This window comes from Stenotrophomonas maltophilia group sp. RNC7, from assembly GCF_030910085.1.
Classification (GTDB): Bacteria; Pseudomonadota; Gammaproteobacteria; order Xanthomonadales; family Xanthomonadaceae; genus Stenotrophomonas; species Stenotrophomonas sepilia.
Genome location: NZ_JAVFVN010000880.1, coordinates 1 through 20,289 on the forward strand (window position 1 = coordinate 1; position 20,289 = coordinate 20,289).

A 20,289-nucleotide genomic window follows, 5' to 3' on the forward strand; every position below is an offset into this window, starting at 1 on the left:
CCCGAGGCATGCCTCGGGCGGGTTGGGCAGGACGCCCAACCCCGGTCTTGCCGTGTGCGCAGGAAAGCGCACACGAGCAAGCGGCTGCCAAGCCTACACGGACGTACTTGCGGCGTCCCCGCACTCCGACACCGCCCCGCCAAACCACGGATAGTCCGCTGTTGCTGCTGCTTCGGCCTTTGCCCTTGCTTGAAAGCCTCTGCGGGTGCAGGGCGCAGCCCTGCCGACTTCCGCCACTTGCGGTGGCAGCGACGGCCCACTAGCCTTCGGCCGTCGTTCACCACCCAAGGACCGCCCGTGAAACACCGTCATCTCCTGCTGGCCTCGGCAATCGCCGCCGCCACGCTGGCCCTGGCCGCCTGCAAGAAGGAAGCTGCCCCAGGCACCGATACCGCCAGCAGCAGCGCTCCGGCCGGTGAAACCGCCGACCAGTTCGTGGCCCGCATCAATGCCGAATTCAAGGCCGCTTACCCGGAGATGACCTCGGCGCAGTGGCTGTCCTCCACCTACATCAACGGTGATTCGGAACGCATTGCGGCCAAGGCCAACGAGCGTTCGCTGACCCAGCTCAACAGCTGGATCGAACAGGCCGCCAAGTTCGACGGCAAGCCGATGAGCGAGGACAGCAAGCGCGCGATCCACCTGCTGAAGCTGATGTCCTCGATGCCTGCACCGCGCGACCCGGCCAAGCTGGCCGAGCTGACCCAGATCGCCACGCGCATGGAAGGCAGCTACGGTGCCGGCAAGTACTGCACCGATGCCAATGATCCGAACTCCTGCCGCCAGCTGGGCGAGCTGGAACAGGTGCTGGCGCGCAGCCGCGACTATGACAAGCAGCTCGACGCCTGGCAGGGCTGGCACAGCACCACCAAGAGCATGCGCGGCGACTACCAGAAGTTCGTCGGCCTGGTGAACGAAGGCGCCAAGGGCATGGGCTTTGCCGATGCCGGCCAGATGTGGCGCAGCGGCTATGACATGCCGCCCGAACAGATCGGCCCGGAAACCGACCGCCTCTGGGAACAGGTCAAGCCGATGTACGAGCAGCTGCACTGCTACGCACGCGGCAAGCTGGACAAGACCTACGGCAAGGACAAGGCCGAAGTGGGCAACGGCCTGATTGCCGCGCACCTGCTGGGCAACATGTGGCAGCAGGACTGGTCGAACCTGTGGGACCAGCTGGAACCGTACCCGGGTGCCGGCAGCCTGGACATCACCGCTGCACTGGAAAAGCAGTACCAGACCAACCTGAGCGCGGCGCTGGCCAAGGCCGGCAAGGACGCCAACGTGGCGGCCCAGTACAAGGCGCAGCGCGAAGCCGAACTGCGTACCGCCAAGCAGATGACCGAACGCGCACAGGACTTCTATGTGTCGCTGGGCATGCCGTCGCTGCCGCAGTCGTACTGGGAACGCACCCAGTTCATCAAGCCCGACGACCGCGATGTGGTCTGCCACGCCAGCGCCTGGGACATGAACATGGAAGGCGATGTGCGCACCAAGATGTGCATCAAGCCGAACGAAGAGAACTTCACCACCATCTACCACGAGCTGGGCCATATCTATTATGACCTGGCCTACAACCCGCTGCCGCCGCTGTTCCAGGGCGGTGCCAACGATGGCTTCCATGAGGCAATCGGCGACACCATCGTGCTGGCGATGACGCCCAAGTACCTCAGCTCGATCGGCCTGGTCGATGCACCGACCGAGAGCCGCGAAGCGGTCATCAACAACCAGATGCGCATGGCGCTGTCGGGCGTGTCGTTCCTGCCGTTCGGGCTGATGATCGACCGCTGGCGCTGGGGCGTGTTCGATGGTTCGATCACCGCCGACAACTACAACAAAGCGTGGTGGGACCTGAAGGCCAAGTACCAGGGCGTGGCCCCGGCCAGCACCCGTGGCGAGGAATTCTTCGATCCGGGCGCGAAGTACCACGTGCCGGGCAACACCCCGTACACCCGCTACTTCCTGGCCCGCATCCTGCAGTTCCAGTTCTACAAGGGCCTGTGCGATGCGGCCGGCTACAAGGGCCCGCTGCACGAGTGCACCTTCTACGGCAACAAGGAAGCCGGCCAGAAATACTGGGCGATGCTGAGCAAGGGTGCCAGCCAGCCGTGGCAGGCCACGCTGAAGGAGCTGACCGGCACCGACAAGCTCGATGCCGGCCCGATGATCGAGTACTTCACTCCGGTCAACGAGTGGCTGAAGCAGCAGAACGAAGGCCAGATGTGTGGCTGGCAGGCCAACGCAGCCCCGGCGGCGAAATGAGAAAAGGGGCGGGTCCGCAAGGATCCGCCCCTTCTCCGTGGTGTAGAGCCGAGCCATGCTCGGCTGCGTTTCCACCGTGCTGCGCACGGCAAGCCGAGCACGGCTCGGCTCTACAGATTCGGCGCGATCAGCTGTCCTTCTTCGCCGCCATCGCCGCGGCCAGTTCCGCCTTGAATTCCTCGAAGGTCTGGCCCTTCTCTTTCGCTTCGGCATGCGCGGCGTCGCGCAGCGCATCGGAGTACATCAGGCGCACCGGCGTGCCGTTGCGCTCGTGCAGTTCACCTGCCTGCATGATCAGCGCCAGTACCTGTGCGGCGGAGTCACTGTGGCCGGCGATGCGGCCGTCCATGCCCAGCACCCATTCGCCGTCGCGGCGCACGACACCGGCCAGCAGGGTGCGCTGCGCGTCGCGCAGTTCGGCATGCGGCTCCACCGGCGAGGCCTGGGCAGCGGCCTTGTTGGCGGCCTGCTTTTCCTGGCGACGGCGCTGGTCGCGGCGGGTCTTGGAGCTGGTGGACATGGTGCGGTACCGCTGCGAAGGGGGGCGCAAGGATAGCGCACCCCGCCCGCAGCGCTGCTTCACGCGTGCTCGATCCAGTCCGGTCAGTCCAGCACCTTGCCATGCCGCCAGTAGCCCATGAAGGTGATCGCGCGGCGGTCCAGCCCGCAATCGCGCACCAGGTGGCGGCGGATCGCCATCACCGCCCCCGCCTCACCCGCCACCCAGGCGTACAGCGGACCGGCCACACGGGTATCGGCCTGCTCCCAGAGGATCTGCGTATCGACGTCGATCTCCTCCAGCGCATCGCCGGCAGCCACGCCCGAGGCGGCTGCCAGCCGCGCCTGGACCGCCTGCAGCAACGGCTGTCCGGAGGCGGCCTGCCCGCGCGGCAGCCAGACCAGCTCGGCGCTGGAGGGCGCCTTCAGGTGCACCGCATCACCGGCCTGCGCCACCTCCAGCAGCGCCAGCGTGCGCGGTGGGTCGACCATGGCCGCCAGTTCCTCAAGAATGCCAGCCACCGCCGGTAGCGCGGTTTCATCGGCCACCAGCAGCACCTGGCCGACGCCGGCCGGCGGCCTCCATTCCCAGCCTTCGCTGCTGTCGGCACAGTCGGCATCGGGGGCCAGCAGCACTACGCGGTCGCCCGGTCGCGCGTGGATGGCCCAGCGCGAGGCCGGCCCGGTCTCGCCATGCAGCACGAAATCAACATCGACTTCGCCCAGCTCTGCACGCAGCTGGCGGATGGTATAGGTGCGCATCGGCGGGCGCTGATCGTCCGGCAGCGCCCGGTAGCGGGGGTACCAGTCCTCGCCGCTGGGCACCTGTGGCAGGTCCTGCCCGGGCAAGGGGAAGAACACCTTGATGCGCTGGTCCGGGCCTTCGGTCTTCATCCGCGCCACGTCGGCGCCGGTGAACACCATGCGGTCCAGGGAAGGGGAAAGAACGCGGCGCTCCTTCAGCGCCACCTCGAACAGGCGGTAGGTCTGCTGCGCAGCCATGGCGAAACCTCATGCAACGACATTGGGTCGGCTGGCTGTCGTGCACCCACGCACCGGCTGGCTGGAATGCCCAGCCTAGTCCGGCCGTTCCCTGCCGCAAGTGTTTCGGGCATCGCGGCCCACCCTACCCCTGCGCGCTGCTCAGTGACCCGTGCAGGCTGCCCGCGCCGCGCGCTCGCGCTGGTGTTCCCAGTACCAGAACACGAAACCGGCGCCGAAGAACGCCGCCTGGCCCAGTGCCAGGTGCAGCGGGCTGCCGCTCAGCAGTGGTGACACCACGCCGGCCACCACGGTGCTGATCATCAGCTGCACGAAGGCCTGCAGCGACGAGGCCAGGCCGCGCTGATGCGGGTACATGTCCAGCACCGCCAGCGCCAGGATCGGGAAGATCAGCGCCATGCCCATGCCACCCAGGAAGATCGGCAGTACTGCCCATGGCAGCACGAACTGTGGCGACAGCACCACGTAGCCAACGTTCAACAGCACGGACAATGCGCACAGGCCGAAACCAATGGAGACCTGGCGGGTGGGCGTGGTGTGCCCGGCCATGCGCCCGGACAGGAATGAGCCGGTGGTCATGCCGCCGATGGTCGGGATGAACAACCAGGCGAAACCGCCCTCGCCCAGGTGCAGGTGCTGCATCACGAACACCGGCGCCGAGGCGATGTACAGGAAGATGCCGCCGAAACCGATACTGCCGGCCAGCGCCAGGCGCAGGAAGCGCGGGTTGAAACCGATGCGCACGTAATCGCGCATCAACGCGCGCGGCGACAACGGCACGCGCACTTCGACGGGATGGGTCTCGGGCAGGTAGCGTGCAGTGGCCGCCAGCAGGACCAGCCCGAACACCACCAGGAACCAGAAGATCAGCGGCCACCCCGCGCCACTGAGCAGGATCCAGCCACCGATGATCGGCGCGATGGCCGGAGCGATGCCGAACAGCATCGACACCTGGCTCATCAGCCGCTGGGCATCGTGGCCGTGGTACAGGTCGCGGATCACCGCGCGGCCGACGATCATGCCGACACCCGCCGACAGGCCCTGCAGCGCACGGAACGCCAGCAGCGTGGTCAGGTCGGTGGACAGCGCGCAGCCCACCGAGGCGCCGACGAACACCACCAGGCCACCGAGGATCACCCGCTTGCGGCCCCAGGCGTCGGACAGCGGACCGTGCGCCAGGCTCATCAGGCCGTAGAACAGCAGGTAGACGCTGATGGTCTGCTGCACCGCCACCTCGTCCACCGCCAGGCGCCGGGCCAGCTGCGGGAAGGCCGGGAAGATGGTGTCGATCGAGAACGGGCCGAACATGGCCAGGCCGGCAAGCAGCAGGGCCATGCGGCGGGTGGAGGGAGCAACAGCGGCGGTCATGAGAAAGGCGTCCGGCAGGGCCATGCGTGGCACGCACGGCGGGCGCCGGTCCCCTTCTGCAGGGACGGCGCCAGATGAATTCGGGTATCCGGCCATCATAGGTGGGGATTGCGCCCGATGCCATGCAGCGATGCACAAAACGCACGTCCGGGCCATCGGCCATTCAGCCGCGGGGCCGTGCCGGGAGGCGGCCAGCGGGCCCGCAACGGGCTATAATCCGCCGGCAACACGGTGGGAGAAGCGGAACACCGCTGCCGAAGGCGCAACGCCCGTAATCGCTCAGGCCCGATACCACCCGTAACAGAACTCTGGAGAGACCGGTTCGATCCGGCGCCGAAGGGGCACGAAGCTGCGGTCCGCCGCGCTTTTAAACTCTCAGGCAAAAGGACAGAGGGGCGCCCCGCAGACCGCCGACCGGCGGCTTGTGCCCGTGCGTGTGCCCTTTCCTGACGGATCCTTCGCCATGTCCCAGAACACCCCTTCCCTGCGTGAGTTCGAGCACCACAATGCGTTCGTCGAGCGCCACATCGGCCCCAACGATGCCGAGATCGCGCAGATGCTCGACGTCGTCGGCCACGCGTCGCTGGATGCGATGACCGATGCCATCGTGCCGGCCAAGATCAAGTCGCCGGCACCGCTGGCGCTGCCGGAGTCGATGACCGAAGTGCAGGCACTGGCGAAGATCCGCGCGATCGCCGACAAGAACACCGTGCTGCGCAGCTTCATCGGCCAGGGCTACTACGGTACCCATACCCCGAACGTGATCCTGCGCAACATCCTGGAAAACCCGGCCTGGTACACCGCCTACACCCCGTACCAGGCCGAGATCTCGCAGGGCCGCATGGAAGCGCTGATCAACTTCCAGACCCTGTGCGCCGACCTCACCGGCATGGAGATCGCCAACGCCTCGCTGCTGGACGAAGCCACCGCCGCCGCCGAAGCGATGACCCTGGCCAAGCGTTCGGCCAAGTCGAAGTCGGACACCTTCTTCGTGCACGACGCCGTGCACCCGCAGACCCTGGAACTGCTGCGCACCCGCGCAGAACCGATGGGCATCGTGCTGCGCGTCGGCACCCCCGCCGAAGCACTGGAAGCGGAAGCCTTCGGCCTGCTGCTGCAGTACCCGGACACCTTCGGCCAGGTCGGCGACTACAAGGCCCTGGTCGAGGCCGTGCACGCACGCGGCGGCCTGGTGGCCGTGGCCACCGACCTGCTGGCGCTGACCCTGCTGGCCGCACCGGGCGAATGGGGCGCGGACATCGTGGTCGGCAACAGCCAGCGTTTCGGCGTGCCGTTCGGCTTCGGCGGCCCGCACGCCGCGTTCATGGCCTGCCGTGACGCCTACAAGCGCTCGATGCCGGGCCGCCTGATCGGTGTCTCCATCGATGCCCAGGGCAACCCGGCCTATCGCCTGACCCTGCAGACCCGCGAGCAGCACATCCGCCGCGAGAAGGCGACGTCGAACATCTGTACCGCACAGGTGCTGCTGGCGGTGATGGCCTCGATGTATGCGGTCTACCATGGTCCGGAAGGCCTGACCCGCATCGCCCGGCGCACCCACCGCCTGGCCTCGATCCTGGCTGCGGCACTGCGCAACGCCGGCGTGCAGGTCGGTGGCGACTTCTTCGACACCCTGCACATCACCGGCGTGCATGCCGATGAGATCCACGCCAAGGCACGCGCCGCCGGTTACAACCTGCGCGCGATCGACAGCGACTCGGTCGGCATCAGCCTGGACGAGACCGCCACCCGCGCCGACGTGGTCGCGCTGGCCGCCGTGTTCGGCGCGCAGGCCGACGTCGATGCGCTGGATGCCAGCACCGCCGACGCACTGCCGGCCGGCCTGCTGCGCCAGTCGGCGTTCCTGACCCATCCGGTGTTCAACACCCACCACAGCGAGCACGAACTGCTGCGCTACCTGCGTTCGCTGGCCGACAAGGACCTGGCGATGGACCGCACGATGATCCCGCTGGGCTCGTGCACCATGAAGCTCAACGCCACCGCCGAGATGATCCCGGTGACCTGGCCGGAGTTCTCGCAGATCCACCCGCTGGTGCCGGCCGACCAGGCGCTGGGTTACAAGGAACTGATCGATACGCTGGAAGCGATGCTGGTGGAATGCACCGGCTACGACGCGGTCAGCCTGCAGCCGAACTCCGGCGCGCAGGGCGAGTACGCCGGCCTGCTGGCGATCCGCGCCTACCACCGCTCGCGCGGCGAAGGCCACCGCGACATCTGCCTGATCCCGGACTCGGCGCACGGCACCAACCCGGCCTCGGCGCAGATGTGCGGCATGAAGGTCGTGGTGACCAAGACCGATGCCAACGGCAACGTCGACGTCGAGGACATCCGCCTCAACGCCGAGAAGTACAGCGACCGCCTGGCCGCGATCATGATGACCTACCCGTCCACGCACGGCGTGTTCGAGGAAGAGGTGGTCGAGATCTGCGAGATCATCCACAAGCACGGCGGCCAGGTGTACACCGACGGCGCCAACATGAACGCCCTGGTCGGCGTGGCCAAGCCGGGCAAGTGGGGTTCGGACGTTTCGCACCTGAACCTGCACAAGACCTTCTGCATCCCGCACGGCGGTGGTGGCCCGGGCGTGGGCCCGTGCGCGGTCAAGGAGCACCTGGCCCCGTTCCTGCCGGGCAAGCTGGGTGAAAACGGCCCGGTCGGCATGGTCAGTGCGGCCAGCTTCGGCAGCGCTTCGATCCTGCCGATCAGCTGGATGTACATCGCGATGATGGGCCGCGAAGGCCTGCGCAAGGCCACCCAGGTCGCGCAGCTCAACGCCAACTACATCGCCAAGCGCCTGGCCCCGCACTTCAAGACCCTGTACACCGGCCGCAACGGCCTGGTGGCGCACGAATGCATCCTGGACGTGCGCCCGCTGGAGAAGACCAGCGGCATCGGCGCCGAGGACGTCGCCAAGCGCCTGATCGACTTCGGCTTCCACGCCCCGACCCTGAGCTTCCCGGTCGCGGGCACGCTGATGGTCGAACCGACCGAGAGCGAGTCGCTGCACGAGCTGGATCGCTTCATCAACGCGATGATCCAGATCCGAGAGGAAATCAGCGCGATCGAAGACGGCCGCCTGGACCGCGAGGACAACCCGCTGAAGAACGCGCCGCACACCGCCACCGCGGTGACCGCCAGCGAGTGGACCCACGCGTACCCGCGCGAACTGGCCGCCTTCCCGCTGGCCAGCCTGAAGCAGAGCAAGTACTGGCCGCCGGTGGCACGCGTCGACAACGTGTACGGTGACAAGAACGTGATGTGCGCCTGCATCCCGGTCGATGCCTACAAGGATGATGAAGTCGAGGCTTGATTCCTCACTGCATCGATAAAGAAAACGGCCCGCTTGCGCGGGCCGTTTTCATGAGGGCGTGTGGACCAAGGTCCACACCCACAATTACCCGATCACGGGTCCGGCATCTGTCCCAGGCTCAACTGCCACGATACGCCGAAGCGGTCCTGCACCCAGCCATAGCGGTTGCTGAAGTCGTAATCACCCACCGGCATCAACCAATGGCCGCCCTCGCCCAGCACGCGTGCCGCACGCTCGAACTGCTCGGCACCGGAGCACTCGACGAACAGCGAGATCGACGGGCTGAAGGTGAAGTCGTGCACATCCAGGCTGTCGAAGCACAGGTAGTGGGTGCCACCGAGCAGGAAGATGGCCTGGCGGACCTGTCCGGGTACGCCGGCGCCGGCCCCCTCGGGGTGGCGTTGCAGGGCCAGCAGGCGGAAATCGGCAAAGGCTTCGGCGTACAGGGCCAGCGCGGCCTCGGCCTGGCCGGTGAACATCAGGAAGGGACGGCTGCGCAGCATGCGGTACTCCTGGTCGACGGGCCGCTGGCGGCCCACACGATCAGGATGGCACGGCGGATGTATGCCGGCTGTAGAGCCGAGCCCGCGCTCGGCTGGCGACTACGCGAACAGCAGCCGACCACAGGGTCGGCTCTACAGAAACTACAGCAACCGCAGCCGACCGTAGGGTCGGCTCTACAGCTTCAGTCACGCCTCGCGCATGCGCCGGGCGATGGCGCTGCCGGCGGCGATGGTGGCGGTCAGCGCCACCATCGACAGGAACTGCAGGCGGGTGTGAGCCTCGCTCAGCAGCAGGCCGAAGATCAGCGCCAGGATCGCCAGCGCGCAGCAGGTCAGCCACGGGAAACCGGCCATGCGGAACGGCAGCCGGGTACCCAGGCGATCGGCGCGGCGGCGCAGTACCAGCTGCGAAACCAGCGACAGCGTCCACACCAGCAGGCAGGTGGAACCGACGATGTTCAGCAGCACCGGCAGCACCCGGTCCGGGAACAGCAGTTCCATCACCGTGGCCGCAAAGCCGAACAGCACGCTGGCCAGCACGGCGATGACCGGCACCTGCCGCGGATCGGTCCAGCCCAGCACGGCCGGCGCTTCGCGGCGCTGCGCCAGCGAATACATCATGCGCGAGGCGCCGTAGAGGTTGGCATTGAGTGCCGACAGCAGCGCGATCACCGCGATCAGGGTGATGGCGGTGCCGGCGCCCGGAATGCGCGCAATGTCCAGCACGGCGGCGAAGGGCGACTTCAGTGCTTCGCTGGTCCAGGGCACCACGGCGATGATCACGCTCAGCGAGCCGATGTAGAACACCAGAATGCGCCAGGCCACGGTACGGATGGCACGGGCGATGCTGCGTTCGGGATCTTCGGTTTCGGCCGCCGCAACGGCAACGATTTCGGTCCCACCGAAGGCAAAAACGACAACCAGCAGCGCCGCACCGATCCCGGCCAGGCCCTTCGGTGCGAAACCGCCGTGTCCGGTGAAGTTGCTCAGGCCAGGTGAGGTGACCTGCGGCAGCCAGCCCATCAGCAGTGCCACGCCGATGGCAATGAAGGCCAGGATCGCCGCCACTTTCAGGATGGCGAACCAGAATTCGAACTCGCCGAAGTTCTTCACCCCGAGCAGGTTGATCGCAGTGAAGAACAGCATGAAGGCCAACGCAGCCATCGGCACCGGCACCACCGGCCAGACCGTGGCAAGCAACCCGGCCGCACCCACCGCCTCGGCGGCGATCACGATCACCAGCTGCACCCACCACAACCAGCCGACCGTGGCGCCAGCGGTGGCGCCCATGGCATCGGCGGCGTACACCGAGAACGCGCCGCTGGTCGGTTTGGCCGCCGCCATCTCGCCCAGTGCGTTCATCACGATGATCACCAGCGCGCCAGCGACCAGATACGAGACCAGAACGGCCGGACCGGCCGCCTGCACACCGACGCCCGAGCCGAGGAACAGGCCGGCGCCGATGGCACTGCCCAGGCCCATCATGATCAGCTGGCGGGGCTTGAGCGAATGTCCGAGGCGGGACGGCGAAGCGGTCGGAATCGAATTGGGCATCGGCGGGGCTGGCGGCGGGCTACAGGGGCGACACCTTACCCTGTCCCAGGCCCGCGGGGATAGGCACAGCGCAGCAGGGGGCTCAGGCCAGTGCGGGCTCGCCGACGTTGCCGCCGATCCGGGCGCGATAGGCGCGCGGCGAGAAACCGGTTTCAGCCTTGAACTTGCGGGTGAAGGCGCTCTGGTCGCTGAAACCGCAGGCCTGGCCGATGCAGGCAATGCTGTCGTCGCCATGCAACAGGTGCATGGCCATCTGGATCCGCAGCCGGGTCAGCACCTGCTGCGGGGTCATCTGGAACACCTTGCGGAAACTGCGCTCCAGCTTGGACAGCGAAAAGCCTGTGATGTCCAGCAGGGTCTGCATGCGCACGTTCTCGGCGTAGTGCGCGTTGAGGTGGGCCAGCGCCAGCCGCAGCTGCTCGTACTGGGCGCCCAGGCTGTCCTTCTGGCCCAGGTCGCGGGAAATGCCGATCAGGCCCTCGATGGCGCCATCGACCAGCAACGGACGCTTGCAGGTCAGGCACCAGCCCGGTTCGCGGTTGGCGAACAGGTGCAGCTCCATCAGGTTCTCGATCACCTCGCCGGACAGCACGCGGGCGTCCTGGTCGACATAGTCCGCGCTGAGGCCGGTCGGGTAGATCTCGGCCGCTGTGCGCCCGATCACGTCCTTGCGTGCGCGCAGGCCCAGCCGTCGCAGCATGGTCTGGTTGACGTGGGTATACCGCCCCTGGCGGTCCTTGATGAAGAACAGCACATCCGGGATGGCGTCGAACAGGGCTTCGATGTCGGCGGGCTCGACTCGCATGGGGCAAGCATACCCGAGCCTGCTTTTGCCCGTACGTTCACCTTTGCCGGACCTGGGTTTAACGGGTTCGGTTCCAGTGTCGTGGTTCCCTTGATGATCCGGAGCCCCCCATGGCCGCCAGCAAGCCGACCGGCAAGCGCGCAACCGAAAACCACCCCCGCGGCAACGGCGATGAACTGCACCCGCGCGCCGGCGGCAGCCACCCGGCGATGACCACCGATCAGGGCATCCCGGTGGCAGACAACCAGAACTCCCTGCGGCAGGGACCTCGAGGACCCACGCTGCTGGAAGACTTCATCCTTCGCGAGAAGATCACCCACTTCGATCACGAACGCATTCCCGAGCGCATCGTGCACGCACGTGGCAGCGCGGCACATGGCTACTTCGAGTTGACCCGGTCTCTGGCCGCCCACACCCGGGCGCGCATCCTGACCGAGGTAGGCGTGAAGACGCCCGTGTTTACCCGCTTCTCGACCGTGGCCGGTGGCGCAGGGTCGGTGGACACTCCGCGCGACGTGCGCGGCTTCGCGGTCAAGTTCTATACCAAGGAAGGCAACTGGGATCTGGTCGGCAACAACATCCCGGTGTTCTTCATTCAGGACGCCATGAAATTCCCGGACCTGGTGCATGCGGTGAAGATGGAACCAGACCGTGCGTTCCCGCAGGCGGCTTCGGCCCATGACACCTTCTGGGACTTCATTTCGCTGATGCCCGAGTCGATGCACATGATCATGTGGGCGATGAGCGACCGCGCCATTCCGCGCTCGCTGCGCATGATCGAAGGCTTCGGGGTGCACAGCTTCCGCCTGCTGAACGAGGCGGGCGAGTCGACGTTCGTCAAATTCCACTGGCGACCCAAGCTGGGCATCCAGTCAACGGTCTGGGACGAAGCGTTGAAACTGCAATCGGCTGACAATGACTTCCATCGCCGCGACCTGTTCGAGGCCATCCAGCGCGGTGACTTCCCCGAGTGGGAACTGGCGGTGCAGCTGTTCACCGAAGAAGAAGCGGACGCATTTCCGTTCGATCACCTGGATCCGACCAAGATCATCCCTGAATCGCTGGTACCGCTGCAGGTGATCGGGCGCATGGTGCTGGACCGCTGGCCCGACAACTTCTTCGCCGAGACCGAGCAGGTGGCGTTCTGCCCGGCCAACGTGCCGCCGGGCATCGACTTCAGCAACGATCCGCTGCTGCAGGGCCGCCTGTTCTCCTACCTGGACACCCAGCTGCTGCGGCTTGGCGGCCCGAACTTCCACCAGATTCCGGTGAATGCCCCGAAGTGCCCATTCGCCAATCACCAGCGCGACGGCCACATGCAGATGCAGGTGCCCAAGGGCCGCGTCGCCTATGATCCCAGCTCGCTGCAGGAGGACTCGCCGCGCGAGACGCCCGCAGGTTTCCGCAGCCACGCCAGCGCCGACGATGGCCGCAAGGGCCGCACCCGCGCGGAGAGCTTCGCCGACCACTACAGCCAGGCCCGCATGTTCTTCCGTAGCCTTGAGAAGCCGGAACAGGCGCATCTGGCATCGGCACTCGTGTTCGAATTGTCCAAGGTGGAAACACTCAAGGTGCGGGTGCGTACCGTCAGCCACCTGCGCAACATCGACGAATCACTGGCGCAGCGCGTAGCCGATGGACTCGCGCTGCCTGCACTGCCCGACCCCGCGCCGACCGCCACGCCGGCGCAGGACATGCCTGCCGCTCCCGAGGTGCGCGTGATCGGGCGCAACAAGCCCACCCTGCAAGGGCGCAGCATCGGCATCCTGTTTGATGAGGGCTCCGACGCGCGCGTGATGGCCAGCCTGAGCAAAGCGGCGCGGAAGGCGGGTGCAGACGTGAAGCTGGTCGCGCCCAAAGTAGGCGGCGCCACGCTGAGCGATGGGGCGATGCAGGCGGCGGATGGGCAACTGGCGGGCACGCCATCGGCTGTGTTCGATGCGGTAGCCGTGGTGCTCAGTCCGGAAGCCGCGAAGGCCTTGTCGAAAGAGAGTGCAGCCATCGAGTTCGTCAGCCAGGCGTGGGCGCACCTGAAGGCCATCGCCAGCGACGCAGGCGGCCAGGCGCTGCTGAAGGCGGCGCGCGTCGGAAACGATGCCGGCATCGTCGAAGCGGAAGACGCCAAGGCCTTCCTGGCGGCGGCCGCCACCCGCCAGTGGGCGCGTGAACCGAAGCTGCGCCTGCTGGCCTGACTACTACAACAGGAGAACCGTCATGCCCCGTGGTGACAAATCCTCATATACCGACAAACAGAAGCGCCAGGCCGAGCACATCGAGGAAAGCGAGCGCGAGCGCGGTGCCAGCGAAAGCACCGCCGAACGCATCGCCTGGGCCACCGTGAACAAGCAGGACGGTGGCGGCAAGCGTAGCGGCAGCGCACGCAAGGGCACGAAGAAGGCGGCCAGCAAGAAGGCTGCCAAGAAGGCGCCTGCCAGGACGTCGGCCACAAAGAAGGCCACAAAGAAGGCCACGACCAAGGCGACGGCCGCGAAGAAGGCGCCTGCGAAGAAGGCGGCGGCAAAGAAGGCACCGGCTCGTAAGACCGCCACCAAGAAGGCCGCAAAGAAGACAGCGGTCAAGAAGGCCGGTACAGCCGCCTCGCGCAGTGCTGCAGCGAAGAAGGCGGCCAAGACCCGTGCGGCGAAGAAGACCGTGCGCAAGGTGGCGGCCAGGAAAGCGGCACGTACCCGCGCCCGCAGTTGAGCGCCTCGTTCAGCGCGGCAACGTCCTCATCCACGCGGCCACTTCGGCTGCAGCTGCGTCGGCACGTGCCTGCAGCAGCAGATGTGGCCCCTGCAACGACACATGGCGGGCATCGGGCAACAGGGCCTGCAGCTCGGCCACGCTGGGCGGCCACAGCAGGCGGTCGTGGCACGCGTGCAGGCACAGCGTCGGCACCTGGATTGCCGGCAGCAATGCACGCACGTCGACCCGCAGGGTCGCCGCGGCGCGTTGCCGCAACGTGCTCGTCGGAGTCCTGGCCAATGCATCGCGCAGCATCGACGTGTGCCCGCGGGTGCACCACGCCCCCAGCAACAGGCGCGACAGCAATGCCACGGGAGGCAGCGGCCAGGCCGGCGACAGCAGGGCTGCGCTGGCTGCCGGCAGTGGCACCGGCCGACGCGCAAAGGTCGCGGCAAGCACCAGTCCGCGCAGCCCGGTGGGTTGGCGCGTGGCCAGTTCAACAGCCAACGGGCCCGAGAAAGACTCGGCGAGCAGGATGAAGGGACGACTGGGCAGCTGCGACCACAGCCGTTGGGCAAGCGTGGCGTGATCCTGCGGTCCCTGCGCGGGCAGCGTGATCGCCTGCGTCGTCAGACCATAAGCCTGGAGTGCCGACAGGAACGGGGGCGACAGCCTGCTGGAGCCATCCAGACCGGGCAGCATCAGCACGTGCTGCGGCGCGGCCGATGCAGGGAAACAGATCGGCGTTTCCTCGCTCCCGATTCCCATGCCACCTCCTTTGCTGGCAAGCATCACCCACATCGGCAGGCAACGGAACCCCTGCTCCGGCTGTCCTGCTGCTTTGCCGGCCAGGGTTGGGCAATACTACCCGCTCTGCCGCGGGACGCGGCTACCCGGGAGAGCCGTTTATGCGATGGACCTGCGCGCTGGCCATGATGGCCATGATGCTGCCACTGGACAGCTCCGCCAGCGATGGTTGGATAAATGGGGATGGCAAGGCGTTGGTGGAGACCGATGCCATGAAATCCAGCGGCGGCTTCGCGGCATCGCTGCTGGTCACTTCCGATGCCGACTGGCGGGCCAAGTGGGAGACCCCGCCGGAGACCACTCCCCGCTTCAACGAGGCCGACGAAGTCCACCCGGGCGGTGAGTTGTTCCTGCTGACATTCATCTCCAACCCGCAACTGGACGAAAACCGCGTACCCAAGGTGCACTGCGATCTGCGCATGCTGCGCCCGGACGGCAGTACCAGTATCGACGAACGCGATGTTCCCTGTTTCACCGCCGCCCTGACCGGCCCGCCAAACCTGCTGTACATGACCAACCTGCACCTGAAGTTCGTCGCCGAGGCCGGTGATCCGAAAGGCACGTGGACTGCGCAGGTGGTGGTCCGGGATCTGCTGCGGAAAGTGAGCCTGCCGCTGCAGGCCCGCTTCGACGTCCGTTGAACCGGGGCATGCGGATGAAGATGCGGCGACTCCTGAGCTGGACCGGCCTTGCGCTTTGCGTGGTCTACCTGCTGTTGACCGCATGGCTGGTTCACGGCGCGCAGTCGGAGGGGGACCCGAAGGGTACCTATATCCTGATGGCGCTCCCCATCACCCTGCAGTCTGCCGCACTCGATGCCATCGGCGCAGGCGGCCTGCTGCGTGGCAAACCCTGGTCGACCGCATATGCAGTGCTGGTTCCGCCAACACTGCTGTTGCTGTACGCAGCCGGCTGGCTGATCGAACGCTCAGCGCGCGGGCGCTAGCCCGCGGCATCGTTCCGGTGGGTGCATCGACGCCCTGCATGCGGGACATCGCAGGCAGGGCGCCTTCCAGTATCCAGTTACAGGTCGCTTACGCCGCCCGCGCCGGCATGACCGGCATGCGCGGCCCCTGCTCCAGCTGGAATACCGCCACTGACGTGGTCAGTGCATGCGCCTGTTCTTCCAGCGCGCGGCTCGCGGCAGTGGCTTCTTCCACAAGCGCGGCGTTCTGCTGGGTCACCTGGTCCATCTGCACCACCACCTGGTTGACCTGCTCGATGCCGGCGGCCTGCTCCTTGCTGGCCGCTGCGATATCGCTCATCAGCTGGGTGGTGCGCGAACTGGCCTGCGCCACGCGTGCGATCGCGGCTTCCGATTCAACGGTCACCGCCAGGCCACTCTTCACCTTGGAAGCGGCGTCCTCGATCAGTTCCTTGATCTCCTTGGCGGCGACACCGGCACGCTGTGCGAGCGTGCGCACTTCACTGGCGACCACGGCAAAGCCACGACCCTGCTCGCCTGCACGCGCAGCTTCCACTGCCGCATTCAGCGCCAGGATGTTGGTCTGGAACGCGATGCCGTCGATCACCGTGGAGATTTCCGAGATGCGTGCCGAGGACTGATCGATCTCGCCCATCACCGATGCCATCTGTGCCATCGCCTGCTCGGTCTCGCGCACGGCGGCACCGGCGGCATGCGCTTCGCTGTCAGCCTGACGCGCCAGTTCGGCGTTCTGGCGTACGGTGGAGGTCAGCTCCTCCATCGACGCGGCCGCTTCTTCCAGATTCGCAGCCTGCTGCTCGGTGCGGCGCGACAGGTCGTTGTTGCCGGCGGCCAGTTCCTGGGCCGCGTTGTTGATGCTGTCGGCAGCCACCTGGATGCCGCGGACAATGCCGGTCAGCTGCGCGGTGGTGGTGTTGGCATCGTCGCGCATGCGCGCAAACACGCCTTCGTACTCGCCCTCCATGCGTGCGGTCAGGTCGCCATGCGAGATCGCGCGCAGCACGTCGGAAACATCGGCGATGCTGGCCTGCGAACTGGCCATCATGCCGTTGAGGTGCTCGACCATCGTCTTGAACTGGTACTGGAACGCAGCGGCATCGCCACGCATGCTGAAATCGCCGGCGCGAGCGGCGCGGGCCAGGTCATCAATCTGCGCGTTGATCGCCATCAGGCTCTGCTTCACCGCCGCCAGGGTGCGGGTCAGCGTGCCCTTCTCGCCCGGGTAGTCCGGCAGGTCGCGGCTGAGGTCACCCATGGCGTAACGCTGCATCACCTCGGCCATCAGCAGTTCCACCTGCACGTGCGACTCGACCAGGCTGTTGGTGGCCTGCACCATGCGGCCGAAATCACCGGGGAACGCACTGGCGTCCATGCGATAGCGGATTGCACCGGCCTCGTGCTGCTCGGCCATCTGCAACTGCGCGCCGATCGCCGCCTGCACACTCTGGCGCACGCTGGCCATCGCCTCGCCCAGCTGGGTCAGTTCGTCACGGCCGCCCAGGCGGAATTCCTGATCCAGCTGGCCCTTGGACAGGCGCTCGGCCAGGTTCACCGCGCGGGCCAGCGGGCCGGTCAGGCTGCGCCCGATCATCACCGAGGCACCGATGCCGACCAGCAGTGCAACGCCGCCCAGCACCAGCAGCTGCAGCAGGCTGCGCTCGCCCAGGCGGATGGCCTCGGCGGCTGCCTCACGGCTTTCCTTCTCTTCGAAATCCACGCCATCGGACAGTGCCTTGTTCCAGCCGTTGGCCGCTTCCTGCACCGGGCCCAGGGTCAGTGCCACGGCACCCGGGTAGTCGCCCTGCTCCATCAGTTCGCTGGTCTGCTTGTTGAGCGGGCGCGCGATGGCACGCTTGGCCGCGATGGTTTCCGCGATGGCCTTGCCCTCCGCATCGCCTGGCAGCGCCTGGTAGGCGGCCCAGCTGGCCTCATAGCGCTTGACCAGATCGGCAATTCGCTTCTCATCGCTGCCGCGGTCTTCGCCCTGGCGGATCAGCATTTCGCGACGCACCACCATCATCTGGTTGTTGGCGTCGAGCATCTGCGACAACAGGCGCACCTTGGCCACGCTGACGTCGACCACCTGCTGCATCGCGCGCTTCTGCACGACACTGGCGGTGGCGCCGGTGGCCACCACGGCGGCGACCAGCAGCAGCAACAGGCCAAAGCCCAGCCCAAGACGCCAGGCAACCCTGACGTTCCTCAAGTAGTTCATGGGGGTATCCAAAACGGGGGGATGTGGCCTTATCGGCGGCCCGTGATGGGTCTTGATCCGCAAATTCTGAATGCTTCGGGCCTGGTTCACGTTTGAATGGTCATTGCCACCGACGAATGCGCAACATTCCCGCTGGCGGTCTGATCACTCAGTTGTTGTCGTTATGCTAGGCCGCCGGTGATCTGCACCATGCCAGACCACGGCCACTCCCGCCATCGTACAAGGACGACCATGAGGCATTATCTCAGCGCACTTCCGCTCCTGCTTGCGGGTATGACAAGTCCACACGTCGTGCACGCCCAGGACACATACACCGGAAGCAACTTCAAGTTCCTCTATGCCTACAACATCATCGGCAATGATGACCCGACCATTCGCTCCCAGCTGACCGAGCTACACAAGGCCGGCGCGAACGTGATTCCCGTAGCTGGATGGAATACGGGTGAACTCAGCTCCCGTTTACAAGCGCTGCGGCGGGACCCGCTGTTGTCCAGATTCAAAGTGCTGCTCCAGTTCAACGGGCCCAGTCACGACGCTTGGTACGCAGATCCCGGCAGTGCCTGTTCTCCTGGCAATGAGCGTCTACCAGACTGGCTTCAACAGGAGCTTGACGCTCTTGCTGCACTTGCCATGCAGAACACAGATATCGTAGTCGGTTACTACACCTTTGATGAGCCAGCTCTTCCACAGACACCGCAGAACCTCGGCATCTGCAAGCGCTTTCAGGAACTGGTCTACGAAAGACTCCGGCGCGCGGATCCCGATGCATCCGCGCGCCCGGTGATTGTCGCCAATCTGATGGGCACGTTGAGCGATGCCCAGATCCAGTACGCGATGAGCCCAAAGGCGCAGGATGTCGTCTTCGTTGACCAGTATCAGAACACCGTCAGCGAACAGGTCGCTCAATACCAGAAATGGAAGGGGCACGGATTGCTGGGAGGCGGAATGGTTCCGGTCCTTCCTGCTTTCAACTACACCAGTTGCAATGACCCCGGACTGCGATCCAGCTTCCGAGCGAAACTCGAAGCTGCATTGCAGACCGTATATGGAGCGGATCGCCCCCGCAATCTGGGCAGCGCCTACTTTGCATTCTGGCCGGGTGCACGCCCTGATTTTCAGTTCGACGGGCAGAACTGCCCTGTGATCCTCAATTCCATGATTGATGACCTCACGCATCAGCCAGACCTGCAGATCACGCGGATCGAAACGATTCCGAGCCAGTTCAAGGCCGGGGAGCCGGTCCGTTTCCGCGCGACCATCCGGAATGCCGGCAATGCTCCATCACCCATGAATCACCACAGTGTCCTTGTCCATGAGGAGGGGCGGTGTTTCGACGGAGGATGCCAATGGGGAATTCTGACCACCAGTCTGGCCCCGGGTCAGCAGGCCACCATAGATCTGAACCAGGGACCCAGCTGGACACCTTCGGCAGGGCTGCATGCGATGACCGTGTTCGCTGATGACGCGGACCGCATCAAGGAACTCGACGAACACAACAACGAGTTGACCCGGGAAATCATGGTGGGGGATCTGCCCGATCTGCAGCCATACCTGATCGAGACGATTCCAGCCAGTTTCAAGCCAGGCGATGCAGTGACATTCCGCACGGCGGTAACCAACCGCGGATCAATGCCCGCACCTGCGGGTTGGCTCGGAGCGGTCTATCTGGTAAACGGCGCGTGCCCAGCCAGTGGCTGCCCCTGGAGTGGCCTGACAACGGCCTTGGCGCCGGGTGAATCCGTATGGTTGAGTCCCGCAGGCCCCGTTTGGCCAGCCGCGGGTGGTCAGCAACAGATCACCTCCATTGTTGACGACCAAGGGCTGATCCAGGAATCGAATGAGGGCAACAACCAGCTGGCTCGAATCATCCAGGTCTCGGACAAGCCCGACCTTCGGATCACCAGCGCCCGTTCGCAGCCGCTGCGTCCGAAATCCGGCGATGCAACCTCGTTCACCGCCACCATCGAGAATGTCGGCTCGGTCGCCGCCAGCGCGCCCTGGATTGGGCTGATGGCCATGAAGAACGGGCAGTGTTTCATTGAAGGTTGCGTATGGGGCGGGCTCCAGAACTACACCCTGGCACCCGGCGCCAGCGTCAATGTCAGGACTTACAACGACGTCTGGCGCCCGACCCGAGGGGTGCACTCCATCCAGCTGCTGGTTGACGATCAGAACACCGTGAGCGAGTCGCGGGAGGACAATAACAGCATCGACATCATGGTTACTGTGGATTGAACATCAGGGCAGGCGACGACGGAACCGTGGTCGCCTGCCCTCGTTGCTTCCATGTGCAGACGCAGCCCCACAAGGGAT

The 20,289-nt window shown here is 65.9% G+C and carries 15 protein-coding genes and 1 riboswitch; of the genes, 7 read left to right on the forward strand and 8 right to left on the reverse strand.

All coding sequences use genetic code 11. The annotated features are described in order from the left end of the window. Positions 1 to 297 precede the first annotated feature (297 nt). Complete coding sequence (locus RCF13_RS21645) at positions 298 to 2,262, forward strand: M2 family metallopeptidase (protein WP_231352244.1); 1,965 nt, start codon at positions 298 to 300, stop codon at positions 2,260 to 2,262. A gap of 127 nt (positions 2,263 to 2,389) precedes the next feature. On the opposite strand, the gene RCF13_RS21650 is transcribed toward RCF13_RS21645, so the two are convergent. The 3 genes from RCF13_RS21650 to RCF13_RS21660 form a co-directional block, all read right to left on the reverse strand. Next, positions 2,390 to 2,782 carry a hypothetical protein gene (locus RCF13_RS21650; protein WP_005418286.1) on the reverse strand — a complete coding sequence of 131 codons (393 nt, stop codon included), beginning with the start codon at positions 2,780 to 2,782 and terminating at the stop codon, positions 2,390 to 2,392. An 83-nt stretch (positions 2,783 to 2,865) separates the two neighbouring features. Further along, positions 2,866 to 3,762 (reverse strand): siderophore-interacting protein, encoded by an 897-nt coding sequence (locus RCF13_RS21655; RefSeq protein WP_134968516.1) that lies wholly within the window; start codon positions 3,760 to 3,762, stop codon positions 2,866 to 2,868. Positions 3,763 to 3,903: 141 nt separating this feature from the next. Beyond that, a complete protein-coding gene (locus RCF13_RS21660; protein WP_134968517.1) occupies positions 3,904 to 5,130 on the reverse strand; it encodes a multidrug effflux MFS transporter in 1,227 nt (408 codons plus the stop codon). A gap of 298 nt (positions 5,131 to 5,428) precedes the next feature. After that, positions 5,429 to 5,531, forward strand: a riboswitch (glycine riboswitch). A gap of 62 nt (positions 5,532 to 5,593) precedes the next feature. Here RCF13_RS21660 and gcvP point away from each other — a divergent pair. Continuing rightward, positions 5,594 to 8,461, forward strand: coding sequence for an aminomethyl-transferring glycine dehydrogenase (gene gcvP / locus RCF13_RS21665; RefSeq protein ID WP_134968518.1), 2,868 nt, complete (start codon positions 5,594 to 5,596; stop codon positions 8,459 to 8,461). A 92-nt stretch (positions 8,462 to 8,553) separates the two neighbouring features. Here gcvP and RCF13_RS21670 read toward each other — a convergent pair whose 3' ends face one another. The 3 genes from RCF13_RS21670 to RCF13_RS21680 all read right to left on the reverse strand — a co-directional run bounded on the left by RCF13_RS21670 (position 8,554) and on the right by RCF13_RS21680 (position 11,323). Beyond that, positions 8,554 to 8,964 carry a VOC family protein gene (locus RCF13_RS21670; protein ID WP_005418291.1) on the reverse strand — a complete coding sequence of 137 codons (411 nt, stop codon included), beginning with the start codon at positions 8,962 to 8,964 and terminating at the stop codon, positions 8,554 to 8,556. 186 nt (positions 8,965 to 9,150) lie between these two features. Then, entirely contained in the window at positions 9,151 to 10,518 is a 1,368-nt protein-coding gene (locus RCF13_RS21675) for an amino acid permease (protein ID WP_061478840.1), read from the reverse strand. An 82-nt stretch (positions 10,519 to 10,600) separates the two neighbouring features. After that, a complete protein-coding gene (locus RCF13_RS21680) occupies positions 10,601 to 11,323 on the reverse strand; it encodes an AraC family transcriptional regulator (protein WP_005418296.1) in 723 nt (240 codons plus the stop codon). A gap of 110 nt (positions 11,324 to 11,433) precedes the next feature. On the opposite strand from RCF13_RS21680, the gene RCF13_RS21685 reads away from it, so the two are divergent. Both RCF13_RS21685 and RCF13_RS21690 read left to right on the forward strand, forming a co-directional pair. Then, the gene (locus RCF13_RS21685) at positions 11,434 to 13,515 is read left to right on the forward strand and encodes a catalase (RefSeq protein WP_072168596.1); all 2,082 of its coding nucleotides are present in this window, start codon (positions 11,434 to 11,436) and stop codon (positions 13,513 to 13,515) included. A gap of 22 nt (positions 13,516 to 13,537) precedes the next feature. Further along, on the forward strand, positions 13,538 to 14,026 hold the full coding sequence (locus RCF13_RS21690; protein WP_134968519.1) for a hypothetical protein: 489 nt from the start codon (positions 13,538 to 13,540) through the stop codon (positions 14,024 to 14,026). A gap of 9 nt (positions 14,027 to 14,035) precedes the next feature. Here RCF13_RS21690 and RCF13_RS21695 read toward each other — a convergent pair whose 3' ends face one another. Continuing rightward, complete coding sequence (locus tag RCF13_RS21695; RefSeq protein ID WP_231352246.1) at positions 14,036 to 14,776, reverse strand: alpha/beta hydrolase; 741 nt, start codon at positions 14,774 to 14,776, stop codon at positions 14,036 to 14,038. A 140-nt stretch (positions 14,777 to 14,916) separates the two neighbouring features. Here RCF13_RS21695 and RCF13_RS21700 point away from each other — a divergent pair, with 140 nt between their 5' ends. Together RCF13_RS21700 and RCF13_RS21705 are read left to right on the forward strand one after the other, a co-directional pair. Further along, positions 14,917 to 15,456, forward strand: coding sequence for a hypothetical protein (locus RCF13_RS21700; protein ID WP_134967747.1), 540 nt, complete (start codon positions 14,917 to 14,919; stop codon positions 15,454 to 15,456). A 14-nt stretch (positions 15,457 to 15,470) separates the two neighbouring features. Further along, positions 15,471 to 15,761 carry a hypothetical protein gene (locus RCF13_RS21705; RefSeq protein WP_032954416.1) on the forward strand — a complete coding sequence of 97 codons (291 nt, stop codon included), beginning with the start codon at positions 15,471 to 15,473 and terminating at the stop codon, positions 15,759 to 15,761. A gap of 88 nt (positions 15,762 to 15,849) precedes the next feature. On the opposite strand, the gene RCF13_RS21710 is transcribed toward RCF13_RS21705, so the two are convergent. Continuing rightward, a complete protein-coding gene (locus tag RCF13_RS21710; protein ID WP_134967748.1) occupies positions 15,850 to 17,976 on the reverse strand; it encodes a methyl-accepting chemotaxis protein in 2,127 nt (708 codons plus the stop codon). Positions 17,977 to 18,207: 231 nt separating this feature from the next. On the opposite strand from RCF13_RS21710, the gene RCF13_RS21715 reads away from it, so the two are divergent. After that, positions 18,208 to 20,211, forward strand: coding sequence for a CARDB domain-containing protein (locus tag RCF13_RS21715; RefSeq protein WP_181357841.1), 2,004 nt, complete (start codon positions 18,208 to 18,210; stop codon positions 20,209 to 20,211). Positions 20,212 to 20,289 lie beyond the last annotated feature (78 nt).